A 13,649-nucleotide genomic window follows, 5' to 3' on the forward strand; every position below is an offset into this window, starting at 1 on the left:
ATCACGAACACGAGCGCGACGAACGCGTGGGCGAGCCTTCCCTCGAAGACGCGTTGTGGGGCGCCGAGGGTGGCGGCGAATCGTTGGTCCACGACGCCGACGAGCCGGGCTTCGACAACCGTGAAGCGCGAGATACCTTGAGCGAGTCGCTCGATGACCCGATCGATGTGGACCCGAAGGAGGGGCTCGAGGGCGAGTCGGCTCCGACGAAGAAGTCGAGCATGCCCTTCTACGGTGCCGTCGGTGCGTTCGCGGTCGTTGCTTTGGGCTTGCTCGGCTACAAGTTGGGTTTGATCGGTGGCCCGGCGCGCAAGCCCATCGAGCCGACGGTTGCGTCGGCCATGGCCGAAACCCCGCAGAAGACGGACTCGCTGATGGGCGCGGCTGGAGCCAGCACTGGCGCGAGCCCCGATCTGCTCAGAGGTGATGCAAAGCCGCGTTCGGACTTCGACGCCGAGGCAGACCTTCTGTCGGGAAAGGGTCCCGCCTCAGCGTCGGCACCAACAGCCTCCGTGGGTCCCGTCGTGGCAGTGTCAGAGCCCGCGAAAGCGTCACCGCTGGTGGAGCCGGTCGTCCAGGTTGCCGCTGCGCCAGCGCCAGCGCTTGCTCCGGTGCCAGCTGCTCCTGCCGTCGTGGAAAAGCAGGCGCCCGGCGCGTCGCGAGTCGAAGATGCCAAGGCCAAGGCCGAGGCCGTCGCCGCTGCGGCTGCGGCTGCGGCTGCGGCTCCGGCGCGGCCTCCACGCACCGAACCGAGCGAAGCCGCCGCGGTAGCGGCCAAAGCAGCGCCCAGCAAGGCCGCCAGGCCCACGCAAACCGCGGCCGCGCGCAAGGCAGTTCCAGCAACGAAGGTCGCAGCTCCGCGCAGTGTGGCGGCAAGACCAGTTCGCATTGCCGAGGTTCGGAAGCCTTCAAAGGGCAAGCGCGTCAGCCAGGTGGACAAGGACCCGACGCCCGAGTCGACGGAAGTGCTGGCCGGCTGGAAGCTGCGAGGAACCTGGCCGACCCATGGCCCGAGCCAGCTCGCCTGGATCGCGGACGAGAACGGCCGTCTCGCGACAGTATCCGTGGGCACGCGCGTTTCTGGCGCGCGGGTCGTGTCGATCGGCAAACGCGGTGAACTGGTGCAAACCACCGCCGGCCAGATACTTCCCTGAGCCGCTGAGCCATGCCAGACTTCGCCGCATTCCTGAATGAGTTCGCCGCGCTCGGCAAAGCGTTCGTTCCGCTCGTCTATTGGGGCGCGCTTCTTGTCGGGGTCTTTTTCACCGGTTCCGCTCTGCTCAAGATCGCCAAGATGGGGCACGACTCGCCTGGTGGCAAGCCCCCAACCTGGGCCGGCATTGGTGGCAACCTGCTCGTGACCGTCGGCTGCACGATGCTGTCGGCGTGGGTGGATTCGTTCACCAAAGACTTCGGCGGTCTTGGCGAGGGCGTGGCCTCGCAGATGGCATACATGCGAGACGGGAGCTCGGGCTCGTTGAAGCCCTTGTGGGACGCAATCTACGCCTGGCTCTTCCTGCTCGGCGTTTGCGCGATCTTTCGCGCTTTTCTCCTCTTCAACCGCGCCGCCCAGGGCGATGCCCAAGAAGGCGACGGCTTCTGGCGCGGGTTCTGGCACATATTGGGCGGCGCGATTCTTCTGAACATCGCCACCCATTGAGCGCCCGCCTTCAGTTGTTTGCTTTCCCTCCAACCCGTTCGTTACCACTACTCATCACCAGTCCCGAGGAGCTATCTTGAAAAAGCTGATTTCAAACCTGAACGTCCGCATCGCCATGGGCCTTGCCAACACCAATACCATCGGCCGCAATGCGGTTGTCGCGCTCGCAGCGTCGGTGCTCGCGAGCCATGCCTTCGCTCTCGACGCCAACACATCGGTGAATGGCCTGATCAACCTGTTCAAGCTCGGCATTCAACTGTTCCAGTGGGCGATGGTCTTGTCCGGCATGGCCTCGATCTGCTACGGATTGCTGAAGTGGAAGAAGAAGGGCCAGGACAACGGCGGCGACCAGGTCGAGGCCCGCCAGATCTGGATGCCCATCGCCGCAGGCGCCGCGATGATCTGCATCTGGGCGATCGTCGAGTTCGCGGTGACCGCGGCCGGCGGCAATACCTCCGACATTGGACGCACGAACTCGTTCTAGTCTGGACCTGGCTTTAAGTATTCGCATAAAACTACTAGTACAAAGATAAACTGTAGTAGCGCGAAGCGAGCGGGTTTTCCGCACTCTTCGGAGTGCATCCATGCTGGTCGACGTCGGGGAGGGCATCCGCTCTCCTGGCGGTCGGCCATTTTTGTGCCCGAAGTGGCAACCTAGAACATGTTCAAGCTGATCCCTGGAATCAAACGCAGCGTCTTTCGAGACAACGACCCGCGCGCTACGCAAGCCGACGCGGTCTTTGTCGCGCGCCGTCCCCAGGTGCTTGAGAAGTCCCGGTATACGTGCCAGGGATGCCTGTACCGTTCGATGCAGACCCTGAAGAAGCCGACGAAGCTGCAGGTGCATCACCAGGACGATGACCACCACAACAATGACGACAGCAACCTTGCGCCCATCTGTGGCCTCTGCCACGGCTATCCGCACCTCGGTTGCAAGACTACCTCGACCGGCGGCGGTGGAGGCCTCGCGTCCGAAGCGCAGCTCGCTGCGATCCCCGAGTTGTCGGCGGCCGACCTGAACAACCTGCTGCGTGCGATCGGCGCAGCGATGTCCGACCCGAACGAGGCAGCGGCTGCCAAGCAGATCTACGAGATGCTCTGTGAGCGTGTTCGGCCCGTGCGCGCAGCGTTCGGCACGTCGCAGGCGCTGGACTTCGCTGGCGCGATGTCGAAGCTGAACTCGATCGACTATGCGAACCGCGGCGACGCGGTGTTCGACCTTCGCCTCGTGTGGAAGGCCGACGTCCTAAAAAAGGCCGGCGCCGACATGCTCGAGGACCACCCATCAATGAAGCCGAGCTCCTGGGCCGCTTCCTACGGCGACCTGGTGGACGAAGCGCTGGCTGCCCAGGTCTGAGGCGCATTGGTAAGCTCGAAATGGCAATCATCACTTCCCGCCCGGGTTCGTACCGGACCTCCACCCCCACGGAGGAGGAGCTGCCGACGGCCGTGGGCACCGCGCCGGACTTCGGCGTCGCTCACTTCGACCTTCAGGACGTGACCTCGGGCGGCGTGTGCTACTCGACCAAGGGCGGCTTCCGGCGCTTCCAGTCTGGTGGCGACCTCATGAATCTGATCTGGGTGACGAACCTGGACATGGTGCCGAAGCAACTGCCGAGCCTGCGCTCGAACAAGTTCCTTCAGACCAAGCTCACGACGCTCGCCGAGGATCTCGGAGTCGAGCTCACCGGCTTCAAGCAGGTGAACGGCGTCGACAAGGGCGGGATGGTGGACGTCGCCCGCGTGCTGAACCACACCCGCGACCTGGTCGTCGCGGCCTATCCGTGGAAGGCTCCTGATCGCGAGTGGAACAAGCCGCGTCTGAGCGAGTGCATTTCCGAGCTGCTGCCCTCGGTGGAGCGCCCGGTGCCCCAAATCGAGGTCGCGCTGCGCGGGGCCTACCAGTCTTGGAGCAGCCCGCAGATGCAGCAAAAGATGATGTACGACCGTGGATCTCGGATGGTCTACTTCCGCCGCAATCGTCTCCAGCACGCATTGGACATCCTGCGCACGCCGCTTCCGGCGAACGGCTGGTCTATCGCGTCGACCTCGCTCGACAGCCTGTTGGACCCTGGGCAGCCGACCTTGGCCGAAGTCGCCATCGAATGGCGCCACGCGGACGCCGACCTGGTGTCGCTCATTGCGTTCGGCGCAGACGCGTCCAACACCTTGATCCGCCGGTGGGTCTCGCAGATCGAGCTGACGTGGCTATTGCAGTACGCCCGCATCACTGTCCTGTCCGCCTACGCGGCGAACGCGGCCGCGCAGCTTCCGCCCCAGCTTCAGTTGCCGAATGTTATCGCCGGCGACCCGGTCTACCAGCTTTCCATTCCACACGGGCTTGTCGCGGAGGCGCACTGGGCCGGTTTGGCCCGGCCCGTCTACAACCGGGCGAAGCGACTTTCCGAGATCACTGCGACATCCGTCTGGTACCGCGCCATGGATCGCGCAATCTCGTTCCAGATGGCCCTTGCGGCCAAGGAGCTGGGTGGCAACGTCACCGGCTATGGCTCGGGTGGCGTGCAAGTGCGCCTCGAAAATCTTTCTGTACAGCAACTACTCGAAGTGTCCGATGCAGTCGGAGCCAGTCACCCGTGCCTGGCTTCGGAGATCGTGGGGCGGGAGAGGGGGGACACATGAACCACAAGATGACCAACCGCGAGTCGCGACTCGCAGACACCTTTGCCAAATCGCCCGCCGCGGCTGGCCCTGACTTCATCAACTGGCTGACGATGTGGTCTCAGAGTGGCGTGCGCGAGGAGGGCGGTCCGAGGAAGCCCTTCGCGTTCGTTCCGTTCAAGGAGCGCCAGAAGCGCGACATCCTGGACGAGGACAACACGCACCCCATGCGCAGGATGCTGTCACATCATCCAGGTGCTCCCATGGCGTTCGCCGAGATCTGCCGGCAGCCGTCGGCGTTCCTGCGCTTGCGCGCGCTAATCGAGTACCTGAAGGCGCAGTCCGATCGACCCTCGGTGACGAACGCGAGCGACGAAGGATCTGTGACGGCCTACGTGAGCCCTCTGCACATCAACGAGGTGATGCGTGGATTCGACATCGAGGATTCCGACGAGGCTGAACAGGAGATCACGCGCCTGCGCGCGATCGCGCGGGAGCGGGTGATGCAGGACCTGCTCGGGATTGCGGGATCGGCCTCCGAAGAGGCGTTCAGCGCGGCGGCGGGCACCTGGCTGCGAAAGGAGTACACGCGGCGGCAGGCGGCTGAGAAGCAGCTGCGCGGAGGCGCATCCTCCACGGCGTCCTCCAGCACCGCCGGATCGAGCCGGGAGCGGGCTAACGACCAGGCGATCGCGCTCCCCACGGAGCGGCCGGGCCACCTCGCATTCCGCGGGGCCCCGACCAGCCCGGACGAACAGCAACCCAGCGACGCAGCGGCGACGAGCGCGAGCCAGTCTGCTGCTGAGCGACCGTTCGGGTTCGGCTTCCGCCGGCCCGCTGGCTGACGGGCCTGACCCGAGCAGTGCCAACTTTCCACGCGCATCAAGCGCACCAAACGTCAGGACACCATGTCGCTCATCAACGCAATCGAGTCGTTCATCTACTGGGCGGGTTCCCAGCTCACCATCGGCGATACCGACCTGGCTTGCGACTGGCGCGCGCCGATCCAAACCGAAGCGGATGCGCCGGCCGAGATCATGGCCCTCAAGAGCGGCAGCGTGGTCTCGTTCATTGAGATCAAAGGCATCCGCCGGTACGTCGGCGCGAAGGAGTTCGAGACGCTGGCTGAGAATCTGGCCACTATCCTCTCGAACCGGATGAAGGCCGGCAACGGCCGCAACCACAGCATGACGTTCTGCTTCCGCAGCGATCCCGCCGGGTCAGTCCGCCTGGCGCGAGAGCTGATGGCTCCCATGTCCACGACCGCCAAGCGCCTCGGCATGACGGAGACGGCCTTCTTCGATGCGCGGGTGGACGAGCTGGCGCGGGCCTGCACCGACGAAGCGGTGTACCTGGCCGTGTTCACGCACCGCGCGGGCATGAACGCGAACGAGCAGTCCAACCTGGTCGAGCGCCAGAAAAAGTCGGCTGCCGAGCTCCGCAACCGCAAGGTCACCGTTGCGTACAACGACACGTTCTCCCAGTCGCTCGCGCAGCCGTCCAATCTCCTCGTGACCCGCCACAAGTCGATGGTCGAGAACCTGGTGAAGGATCTCTCGGTGGAGATCAACACCGGCGGCACCTACCTGCTCGCCAGCACGATGACCGTGCGCGAGGCCGCGAACATGGTGCGCCGCGTGTTCGATCACACGGACTTTCCGTCGACCTGGGCGCCGCGGTTCCTTGGCGACAAAGGCGCCATGGGGGCTAGCCCGATCAAGCGCGCGGACGAAGCCACTGTAATGCCCGTCGCACTGTCGCGCCAGATGATCCCCGCAAGTTTCAAGGAAGAGTTCAAGGCGTTCGAGTTCGCGCGCCAGGGCTCGAACCTGACGGCCAGTGTCGTAGTGGAGGTGCTGCCCGAGGAGGGCTCTCAGCCCTTCAACAAGCTCATGGAAAAGCTAGGACGCACGATCCCGCTCGCCTATGCACAGGACGTGCTGCCGTCGGGCCTCGAGTTTCGCAAGTCCGACCAGTTCTTCGGCAGCTTCATGGCCGCCATGGGCGACTTCAACAAGGGCATCAAGCGTGGGTGGGATCAGCTGAAGAGCCTCGAAAAGGAAGGCGGCTACGTCGCGGCGACGCGCATGACGATGACCACCTGGGCGAAGACGGAGGAGCAACTGCAGTTCCAGGTCGAATACCTTCGCAGCTCCATCGAGGCTTGGGGCTCGACCGTGTGTTCCAACGAGACGGGCGAGCCTGCGCTCGCGGCCATCTCCACGGCGGCCGGCTTCTCGCGCGCCAGCTCTGCCCCCTACCTGCCGGCGCCGATCGGCGAGATCACCCGCATGTCGCCGGTCGTGCGCGCGGCGTCGATCTGGAAGACTGGCCAGATGATCGCCTCGACCCTCGAGGGCCGGCCGTACCCGATCGCACTGGGCTCCGGCCTGCAGACCTCCTGGGCGACGGTGGGCTTCGCGCCGACCGGCTCGGGCAAGTCGTTCTTCATGAACCTGCTCAATTCGGGGCTGCTCATGGCGCCAGGCGCGCAGGACGTGCCGTATGTGACGGTGGTCGACGTGGGGCCGAGCTCGAAGCTGATCATGGATCTCTACCGCGCCATGCTGCCGGCGAGCAAGCGCGACCAGGTGGTGTCCATCCGGATCAAGAACTCTCCCGAGTACACGGTTAACCCGTTCGACACGTTCCTCGGGCTCGACCAGTGCACCGAGCAGGACCGGGACTTCATCGTCGCGGTCCTGGGCACCATCTCCCCCGGGCTCGGTGCAGAGGCCGACAAGTTCTTCCAGAAGCTGATCGCCGCGGCCTACGAGCGCTTCTCGCGCGCGTCGGCAGACGCGAAGCCCTGGCAGAACGCGATGGATCCCGAGGTCGGCGCTCTCTATCAGCAGCTGGGCAACGAGATCATCGACGGTCGCACCCGCGTTTGGGACGTGGTCGATGCCTTGTTCAAGGCTGGCCACACCGTCATGGCCGAGCGCGCGCAGCGCTACGCCATGCCTATCCTGAAGGACCTTTCCAAGGTCGTGTCGCAGCCGGAAATCATGCTGATGTACGGCGAGGCCCTCGCTGCCAATGGCGTTGAGACCATGATCAAGGTGTTCCAGCGCAATCTGAGCGCGGCCTCGACCGGCACCTACACCCTGTTGAGCAGCTATACCCAGGCGAACCTGGGCTCGGCGCGCGCCATATCGATCGACCTCGAGGAGGTTGTGGGCTCGACGACCTCGGAGGAGGGCCGCCGACGCTCCGCGCTGATGTTCCTCTTCGCCCGCCGCCTGGGCGCCAAGAACTTCTTCGCGCGCTGGGAGGAGATCGCTCCGCTCTGCCCCGATCTTTTCCGTCGGTACCAGAAAGATCGCGTCGAGAAGATGTGGGAGCAGATGAAGTTCCTGGAGTACGACGAGGTGCACTACGCATCCGGCGCCGAGTCGTTCCAGATGCTGCTGCAGCAGGACTTGCGCGTGGGCCGCAAGTTCAACATGGTCACGATGATGATGAGCCAGCTCATCTCCGACTTCCCGGAGGCGATCATGGCCAACTCGACTAACTTCTACGTCTTCGGCCTGGGCGACGGCAGCATGGCCGACCAGGTGAAGGCCGCGTTCAAGCTGAGCGATGCGGAGATGCAGGCGATCAGCACGCATTGTCGCCGGCCTGGCACGCTCTTCGCGCGCTTCGCAACCACCGAGGGCGTACTGGCCCAGGTACTGAAGACCACCGCCAGCCCGCTGGACAAGTGGGCTTTCACGACCAACGCCGCGGATGCCCCGGTGCGCGCCGCGCTCGCCCTCAGGCTCGGCGGTACCGACGACAGCTACTGGCAGGCGCTGCAGCTGCTGGCCAAGATGCTGCCGGCCGGCACGGCCAAGCCGATGATCGCCGCGCTGATGGCGGAGAAGGGCGAGTTCGACGTGAACGAGGAGTCGGTGTCGATGGACGTGGCCGCGCGGCTCATCGCGCGTGCGCAGAACGAGGGGCTGCTTTCGAGCGATGGAGTGGGTGATGCGGCGGACGTCGAGACTGAAGTGGCTGCTGCATAGCCGACGCAGCGCGGTGAGTCGCGCCTACTGGCGGGCCGCGGTCTTTCACCGGCAACCCAGCACGCCCACGATCTAGGGCACCCGGCAGCTCCGTCCCTTTGTGTGGATCACGGCGCGGAAGCTCCCGCAAGGGCCGCGCTTTCAGGCGGCGAGCACAGGTACCTTCATAGGGGTTTCATATCGGTGACGCCTAAGAACGGACCTACCGGAGTGGCGCAACCGGCACAGCCGGGTTGCCCGGCGGGGGTGGTTGCGGATTCCCTGTCCCGATATCGATTTGGTCTGGTCGGTGAACGAAGCCGGGCACCACCGTTCCATCCAAGGAATCTTGGATTGACGGCCGAGGTGGTGGATCACCGGTCCCGTGATCGATCGGGCCTGGTATGCGAGGAGCGGGAATGGGATTGGTCAGCCCTGTCGGACCCGCAGGGACTACGAGTGGGGCCAGTGGCCTGAGTGCCCTGGGAGGATTCGGTATGTTCTGAGCCGCGGTGGATGTGACCACCGAGACGACGATGGCGATGGCAGATGAAACTAGCAGTTTGGACATCGATTCCTCCAGGTCTTTCAGGCGGGGGCCTTTCTTCGGCAGATCTGCTGCCCGTCAACGGGCTGCGGCGTTACTTTGTCCTTTTGGGGTAGCGCGCCCCTCTTGTCGATAGATGACGACCGATACGAATGAGTCTTCGGTGGCGCCGCGTCAACACGCACCCATGTGATGAAATTTTCGCGAAAATACGCCTTGGTGCCGCTCTCGGTGATGGCCTTCATGGTCCATGGCAGGGGTGCCAACGTTTCGCCTGGTTGAGCAATTCTTGAAGCGGATTCGCCAGGCAGTATTTGCTCTCGGGTGGTGTCGGTCACGAACTGGCTAAGCTGCGAGATATACAAGCTGACGCTACAGCTTGCGTAGCAGTCGCTGACGGCAGCGCCGTGGAAGGTGCGCACCACGCGCTCGGCAAGCAGGTTGTACTTCGCGTCGAGCAACAATCCCGACTCGTTGATTTTGTTGACGACCGCCTTAAGCGCAGTTTCTGCTTGAGACTGCAGTAGCGGAGGCTCCTCCAAGCGATGGCAGGCAGCCTCAGCGATGCGATACAACGGGACTGTCACCGCGGCGAAGCTCGCGTTGATAGCCATCGCGGTCTCCAGACGCTTCGTCAAATAGAACTGGTTCTCAGCCGCTCTAGCCTTGTAGCTCTCCACGATCCAGTTGGCCCCAAGCCCAGCAAGAACGAGCAGGAGACCAATTAGGCAGCGGTCTAGCCAGATTCGACGAACCAGGAGTTCGTGTTCGAGTCGAAGCTTTCCGGCTTCGGGTATTGACGGCGGCTCGTGTGTAGCGAGAAAGGAAGGCGTCGACTCTGTCTCGTCTGGGGCGGGTGATGCCGAGGCGTGACGGCCACTGGTTAGGAGCTTCACGCCAAGCCAAGCCGCAAAAAAGGACCCGGCGACTAGTAGGCGAACGACCAGTGCGCGCGGCAATAGCGGACGTTTCCCCTGCTCAGGGACCGGATTGTTCGTTGACATTTGGCCTCCAGCAGCTCGTTAGCGAGGAGTGCAACTTCGCCATGATGCAGCAGCCTCGCCACCACGCCAAGCATTTTTGATCCCCTGAACTGGGGAGAGAAACACGGCGGCACGGGTCGAGGTCGCAGTCATTGATGCAGCGAACGCTCCACAGGTAAGCGTTGCGCATGTCGCCCACTCCGAAATAGGCGCGGGCCGCGGCGCCGGCGGCAGGGGTGTACCCGGCGAGCCAGGCCCGGGCATAGAGGCCCGTCGCGCGGTACGTGTCGCGCTGCACGTAGCGTCCGAACTCCAAGATCTGGCCCGCAGTGACGATGACCGCGCGTTGGGCGGGATCGGCCCCGCCGGTAGCGTCGGCGAGTGCCAGCAACGACTCGGCCCATTTCGCGACCTTCTCGGGACCGAACCCATGTGGGTTGGTCTCTGCGATCGCCGGAGGATTGGGGATGGCGTTGCTTGCGAAGACCTTCGTAAGCGCCCCAGGCTGCGCCTGGTCCAAGGCAGCTTCCAAGAGAGACCAGCGTGCGTTCTCAAAGCGCAGTACCGTGGGCGCTGAAAGACAGGCGCCACGGAGGCATCCGTCGTTGGCATCCAGCGCGGCGCGCGTCTCGTTCGTGAGAACGTCCATGGCTGACCACGGATCCGCGCTGGCCTTGGCAGCTGCGATCGCCTTGTCGATGGCGGCCGCTGTGATGGCGTTCCTCGCCTCTTGGCTGTCGCAGCCGGACAGCAGAGCAGCGGTGGCCAGGGCGAGGATGATCGACGGATAGCGGTGCGTTTGCTGAAGTATGCGGAGCTGAGGTGGGATTGCGCTAGGTCACAGCGGGCCTGAAGCGAGCCTGCGGCGGCCGCGTTTGGCTAGCGCGGAAGATCCGGGGCGGGGCGCTGGCGCCGAAGCATCTCGCTCAATCCGAACGTGTAGCGGTCGAGGACGCCGGCGCGCAGGAGCGTAAAGCCCCACTCAAAGGATTGCTGCACGGCGTCGGCCGCGCCGATCGAGCCATCGTTGTGCATGATCGCCAGCGCGCGCACAAGCACCGTGGCGGTCAGCTCCTCCTCCCGTGCAATCTTGAAGAGGTTCTGCAGCTCGGGTCCGATGGTGGTGTGAAACTCTTCGCAGAGGTATTCCTCAACGGTCCCGAGGTCGCCATGGCCTTCCATCGAACGCACCGGTACCAGGATCGGGTCGTCCTGGTCGATCCCGTCGATCCATCCCAGATCCACGCCGTCGACGTTGATGACCGAGAAGATGCAATCCACCTGAAGCAGCTGCTGCTCGATCGGCAGGGTGAAGTCGTTCGCGTAGGGCGAGTAATGAGCGCAAGCGACGCGCGTGGCGCTGCGAGTGTGAGGTGTTCCCAAGGTTTACTCCTTCCTTCCTCAGCGGGGGGCCTTGGGGGGCCTATCCCCGAGCATGTTGTTGAGGCCGATTCGCCGCCCCTGAACCGAGCCGGCAAGCTGAACAGCACGGGCGTTCGAGGCCTCGAACTGTTGGCGCGCGGCCGCGGCGAACTGCTCGGCGCCGTCCGCCTTCAGTTCCTCGACGCTGTCCCGCTGCAGCGTGCCATCGTCCCGATCCTTGGCCTGGCGACTACGGACCTCGGTGCTCTGGCCCTCGGCCTCGTTCAGTCGAGCCAAGGCTCCCATCGCCTCTCCATGCGCCTCCGCACACAGGTCGAGCAGTTCTTCACGTTGGGCGGCTGCGCGATCCCGGGCCACGCTGGTCATGGGCCGATCGGGATCTGAGTCCAGCGGCGCATTGCCCTCTTCTGGCAAGGGGGTGTCTGCCTGCCAGACCTCGACGGGAGGGTCGTCGCGGCGCTGCTGGATGTCTGCCGGGCGCGTGCCTGCGAAAGGTTCTTCGGAGGCGTCCTTAAGCTTGCCTCTGGTGGAGACGGCGGCCTGGCTGAAGTGCGCCCGCTCCACCTCGCGCTGCATCTGTTGGAGCAGCTCAAGGCCCACCGCGTCGAGGCGAACGCTTCGGCGGTCTCCGCTTCGACGAGCTGACTGCTGAACCATCACATGGTTGCGCTCGCGCAGCTGAACCAGCTCGATCATGTTGAGGCCGTTGCCGGGTAGGTGCTTCATGTCCGCATGAAGGCTTCCGTCCCGTCCAGCGCCAGCGAGGGGGTCAACGTACTCGTCAACACCGAGACCCGCGGCTGCGTCCTCGGCGCCCGTCGCGCCTGCGGTACCGGATGCGCCGGAGCCCCCGCCGGAGGCCGAGCTTCCGCCAGTTGAGGCGGCTCCCGCGGCGGAGCTTCCGCGTCCCAGCTTCAGTGCATCTTTGAGGGAAGGGCTTGAGGAGGGCTTGTGACTGTCCATCTGATCCGGCCAGGTCGGTTGATCGTTCGCAGCGAGTCGTATCGGGTGCGCCTCACATGCGTGTAGAAGTAGCGGGTAACGTTGACGGTTTATAGTTCGCGCCCATATCATAGTACGGTGTAAATAAATTCAACGAGGGTTTGAGCATGAACGGCAGCAGCAACTCGCATTCGAACGACATCGGAGCCATCCCGGCATTTCTGTCGAAGGGCGAGACCACCCGGACCGTGATCGGTGCGGAATCCAACTTTATGGGCGACATCAGCATCCGTGCGGGCCAGGACCTGCACATCGAAGGGTGCGTCGTGGGTAATGTTTTCCACGGTGGAAAGGTCGTCGTTGCCGATTCCGGCATCGTGATCGGGTCGATCTTCGCGGCGCATCTGGAAATCCACGGCGTCGTCGACGCGCCCGAAGGCGAGATCCTGGCTGCGAACCTGGTGGTGCACGGCACCTCGCGCGTCACTGCAAGCGAAGTGACCGTTACCGCTGGCTGCATGAACTACGAGCGCGGCGGCTACATGAGCGCCCAAATGGGCATGCTGTCGGAGTCGGAGGTGAATACGCGCATCGAGACGCTGCTTCAGGGAGAACTCAACCGCGCACTAGAGCGCCGAGTGGCCATCGAGCAAACCCGCAATTCGGCGCGCGATCTCCGTGCAGCACGTGCAGCCGCACCTGACACGGCTCCAGCCGCCGCAGCATCTGTCGTCGCGGAGGTCGCTGACCAAGCGGTCGTGTCGGAGTCGGCTGCAGCTCAGGCTCCCGCTGCCCACGCACCCGTTGCCGCGCCCGCGGCGCGCCCGGCGATCGCTCTCGTGCCGTCGATCGTCGAGACCGACGAATCTGCTGAAGCGCAGGAGCCGGCGCGCGCCTACGCCGGCTGAGCGTCTGCACCTTTGCCACCAAACTGTTAGCGAAGGCTGGGAGCAGTTGTCCACAGTCGCAGGGGACAAGTGCTCCCCAATTCGCGCCCAAGCCTTTGCCCATGCGGGATCGGCTGGGGTGCTCGCGCAATAGGCATCTTCCTGCGGCGGGAACGCTGCCTTAACACGACTTCAAGAGATTCGACGGCCGCCGATGCATTCAACGATCACGAACATGCCCAAGGGCACCTTCGAGCGCGAACTCGCGAAGTTGGTGTTCGGCGACGACGTCACGCGACAGCGCGGCCCGATGACAGATGCGGAGCAGAAGGACTGCTCGGACAAGCTCTTGCTTTGGCTCAACAACACCCCGGTGCTCCTTATTGCCAAGCATGCTCATTCCATCGATCGCCAATGGGTATCGAAGCTGCACGGCGCTCATCTTCGGGTGGTGGTTCAGTGGTTCGCCGAGAACGCGCCGGCCGTCGGACGCCTGATGCCGAAGGTGACTCGGTACACGGAAGCCATGGTGCGGGCTGTTGGCTACAACGCCCTATACCAGCCCGGGCCGCTCCTGCGGTTCCGCCTCGCGCTCGAGATGGACAACCAGAGCGGTGCGACCGCCACGAAGGGAAGCTGAGG

13 protein-coding genes are annotated in these 13,649 nt (G+C 64.3%); 9 read left to right on the plus strand and 4 right to left on the minus strand.

All coding sequences use genetic code 11. The features are described 5' to 3' along the window. Positions 1 to 83: 83 nt before the first annotated feature. The 7 genes from ACSQ89_RS42320 to ACSQ89_RS42350 all read left to right on the plus strand — a co-directional run bounded on the left by ACSQ89_RS42320 (position 84) and on the right by ACSQ89_RS42350 (position 8,286). Positions 84 to 1,154 carry a hypothetical protein gene (locus ACSQ89_RS42320; RefSeq protein WP_436298118.1) on the plus strand — a complete coding sequence of 357 codons (1,071 nt, stop codon included), beginning with the start codon at positions 84 to 86 and terminating at the stop codon, positions 1,152 to 1,154. An 11-nt stretch (positions 1,155 to 1,165) separates the two neighbouring features. Then, the gene (locus ACSQ89_RS42325; RefSeq protein ID WP_436298119.1) at positions 1,166 to 1,660 is read left to right on the plus strand and encodes a hypothetical protein; all 495 of its coding nucleotides are present in this window, start codon (positions 1,166 to 1,168) and stop codon (positions 1,658 to 1,660) included. Positions 1,661 to 1,736: 76 nt separating this feature from the next. After that, on the plus strand, positions 1,737 to 2,144 hold the full coding sequence (locus ACSQ89_RS42330; RefSeq protein ID WP_436298120.1) for a DUF6750 family protein: 408 nt from the start codon (positions 1,737 to 1,739) through the stop codon (positions 2,142 to 2,144). Between the two features lie 324 nt (positions 2,145 to 2,468). Beyond that, the gene (locus ACSQ89_RS42335; RefSeq protein ID WP_436298121.1) at positions 2,469 to 3,017 is read left to right on the plus strand and encodes a hypothetical protein; all 549 of its coding nucleotides are present in this window, start codon (positions 2,469 to 2,471) and stop codon (positions 3,015 to 3,017) included. Positions 3,018 to 3,037: 20 nt separating this feature from the next. After that, the gene (locus ACSQ89_RS42340) at positions 3,038 to 4,300 is read left to right on the plus strand and encodes a hypothetical protein (protein ID WP_436298122.1); all 1,263 of its coding nucleotides are present in this window, start codon (positions 3,038 to 3,040) and stop codon (positions 4,298 to 4,300) included. Then, on the plus strand, positions 4,297 to 5,124 hold the full coding sequence (locus tag ACSQ89_RS42345; protein WP_436298123.1) for a hypothetical protein: 828 nt from the start codon (positions 4,297 to 4,299) through the stop codon (positions 5,122 to 5,124). Before ACSQ89_RS42340 ends, ACSQ89_RS42345 begins: the two co-directional genes overlap by 4 nt. 63 nt (positions 5,125 to 5,187) lie before the next feature. Continuing rightward, positions 5,188 to 8,286, plus strand: a complete 3,099-nt coding sequence (locus ACSQ89_RS42350; protein WP_436298124.1) for a hypothetical protein — start codon at positions 5,188 to 5,190, stop codon at positions 8,284 to 8,286. Between the two features lie 567 nt (positions 8,287 to 8,853). Here ACSQ89_RS42350 and ACSQ89_RS42355 read toward each other — a convergent pair. The 4 genes from ACSQ89_RS42355 to ACSQ89_RS42370 form a co-directional block, all read right to left on the minus strand. Then, positions 8,854 to 9,426, minus strand: a complete 573-nt coding sequence (locus tag ACSQ89_RS42355) for a hypothetical protein (RefSeq protein ID WP_436298125.1) — start codon at positions 9,424 to 9,426, stop codon at positions 8,854 to 8,856. A 364-nt stretch (positions 9,427 to 9,790) separates the two neighbouring features. After that, positions 9,791 to 10,444, minus strand: coding sequence for a hypothetical protein (locus ACSQ89_RS42360; protein WP_436298126.1), 654 nt, complete (start codon positions 10,442 to 10,444; stop codon positions 9,791 to 9,793). Between the two features lie 230 nt (positions 10,445 to 10,674). After that, a complete protein-coding gene (locus tag ACSQ89_RS42365; protein ID WP_436298127.1) occupies positions 10,675 to 11,178 on the minus strand; it encodes a hypothetical protein in 504 nt (167 codons plus the stop codon). Between the two features lie 18 nt (positions 11,179 to 11,196). After that, positions 11,197 to 11,904 carry a hypothetical protein gene (locus ACSQ89_RS42370; protein WP_436298129.1) on the minus strand — a complete coding sequence of 236 codons (708 nt, stop codon included), beginning with the start codon at positions 11,902 to 11,904 and terminating at the stop codon, positions 11,197 to 11,199. A gap of 383 nt (positions 11,905 to 12,287) precedes the next feature. Between ACSQ89_RS42370 and ACSQ89_RS42375 the strand changes: the two genes are divergently transcribed. Then, positions 12,288 to 13,028, plus strand: a complete 741-nt coding sequence (locus ACSQ89_RS42375; protein ID WP_436298131.1) for a bactofilin family protein — start codon at positions 12,288 to 12,290, stop codon at positions 13,026 to 13,028. Positions 13,029 to 13,242: 214 nt separating this feature from the next. After that, positions 13,243 to 13,647, plus strand: coding sequence for a hypothetical protein (locus tag ACSQ89_RS42380; protein WP_436298132.1), 405 nt, complete (start codon positions 13,243 to 13,245; stop codon positions 13,645 to 13,647). Positions 13,648 to 13,649 lie beyond the last annotated feature (2 nt).

Source organism: Variovorax sp. LjRoot175 (assembly GCF_964253805.1).
In the GTDB taxonomy this organism is placed as follows: Bacteria; Pseudomonadota; Gammaproteobacteria; order Burkholderiales; family Burkholderiaceae_C; genus Variovorax.

Coding starts and splice junctions, on each gene's coding strand:
- ACSQ89_RS42325 (WP_436298119.1), top strand. CDS start 1,166: ATGCCAGACTTCGCCGCATTCCTGAATGAGTTCGCCGCGCTCGGCAAA.
- ACSQ89_RS42335 (WP_436298121.1), top strand. CDS start 2,469: ATGCAGACCCTGAAGAAGCCGACGAAGCTGCAGGTGCATCACCAGGAC.
- ACSQ89_RS42340 (WP_436298122.1), top strand. CDS start 3,038: ATGGCAATCATCACTTCCCGCCCGGGTTCGTACCGGACCTCCACCCCC.
- ACSQ89_RS42345 (WP_436298123.1), top strand. CDS start 4,297: ATGAACCACAAGATGACCAACCGCGAGTCGCGACTCGCAGACACCTTT.
- ACSQ89_RS42350 (WP_436298124.1), top strand. CDS start 5,188: ATGTCGCTCATCAACGCAATCGAGTCGTTCATCTACTGGGCGGGTTCC.
- ACSQ89_RS42355 (WP_436298125.1), bottom strand. CDS start 9,426: ATGGCTATCAACGCGAGCTTCGCCGCGGTGACAGTCCCGTTGTATCGC.
- ACSQ89_RS42360 (WP_436298126.1), bottom strand. CDS start 10,444: ATGGACGTTCTCACGAACGAGACGCGCGCCGCGCTGGATGCCAACGAC.
- ACSQ89_RS42370 (WP_436298129.1), bottom strand. CDS start 11,904: ATGAAGCACCTACCCGGCAACGGCCTCAACATGATCGAGCTGGTTCAG.
- ACSQ89_RS42375 (WP_436298131.1), top strand. CDS start 12,288: ATGAACGGCAGCAGCAACTCGCATTCGAACGACATCGGAGCCATCCCG.
- ACSQ89_RS42380 (WP_436298132.1), top strand. CDS start 13,243: ATGCCCAAGGGCACCTTCGAGCGCGAACTCGCGAAGTTGGTGTTCGGC.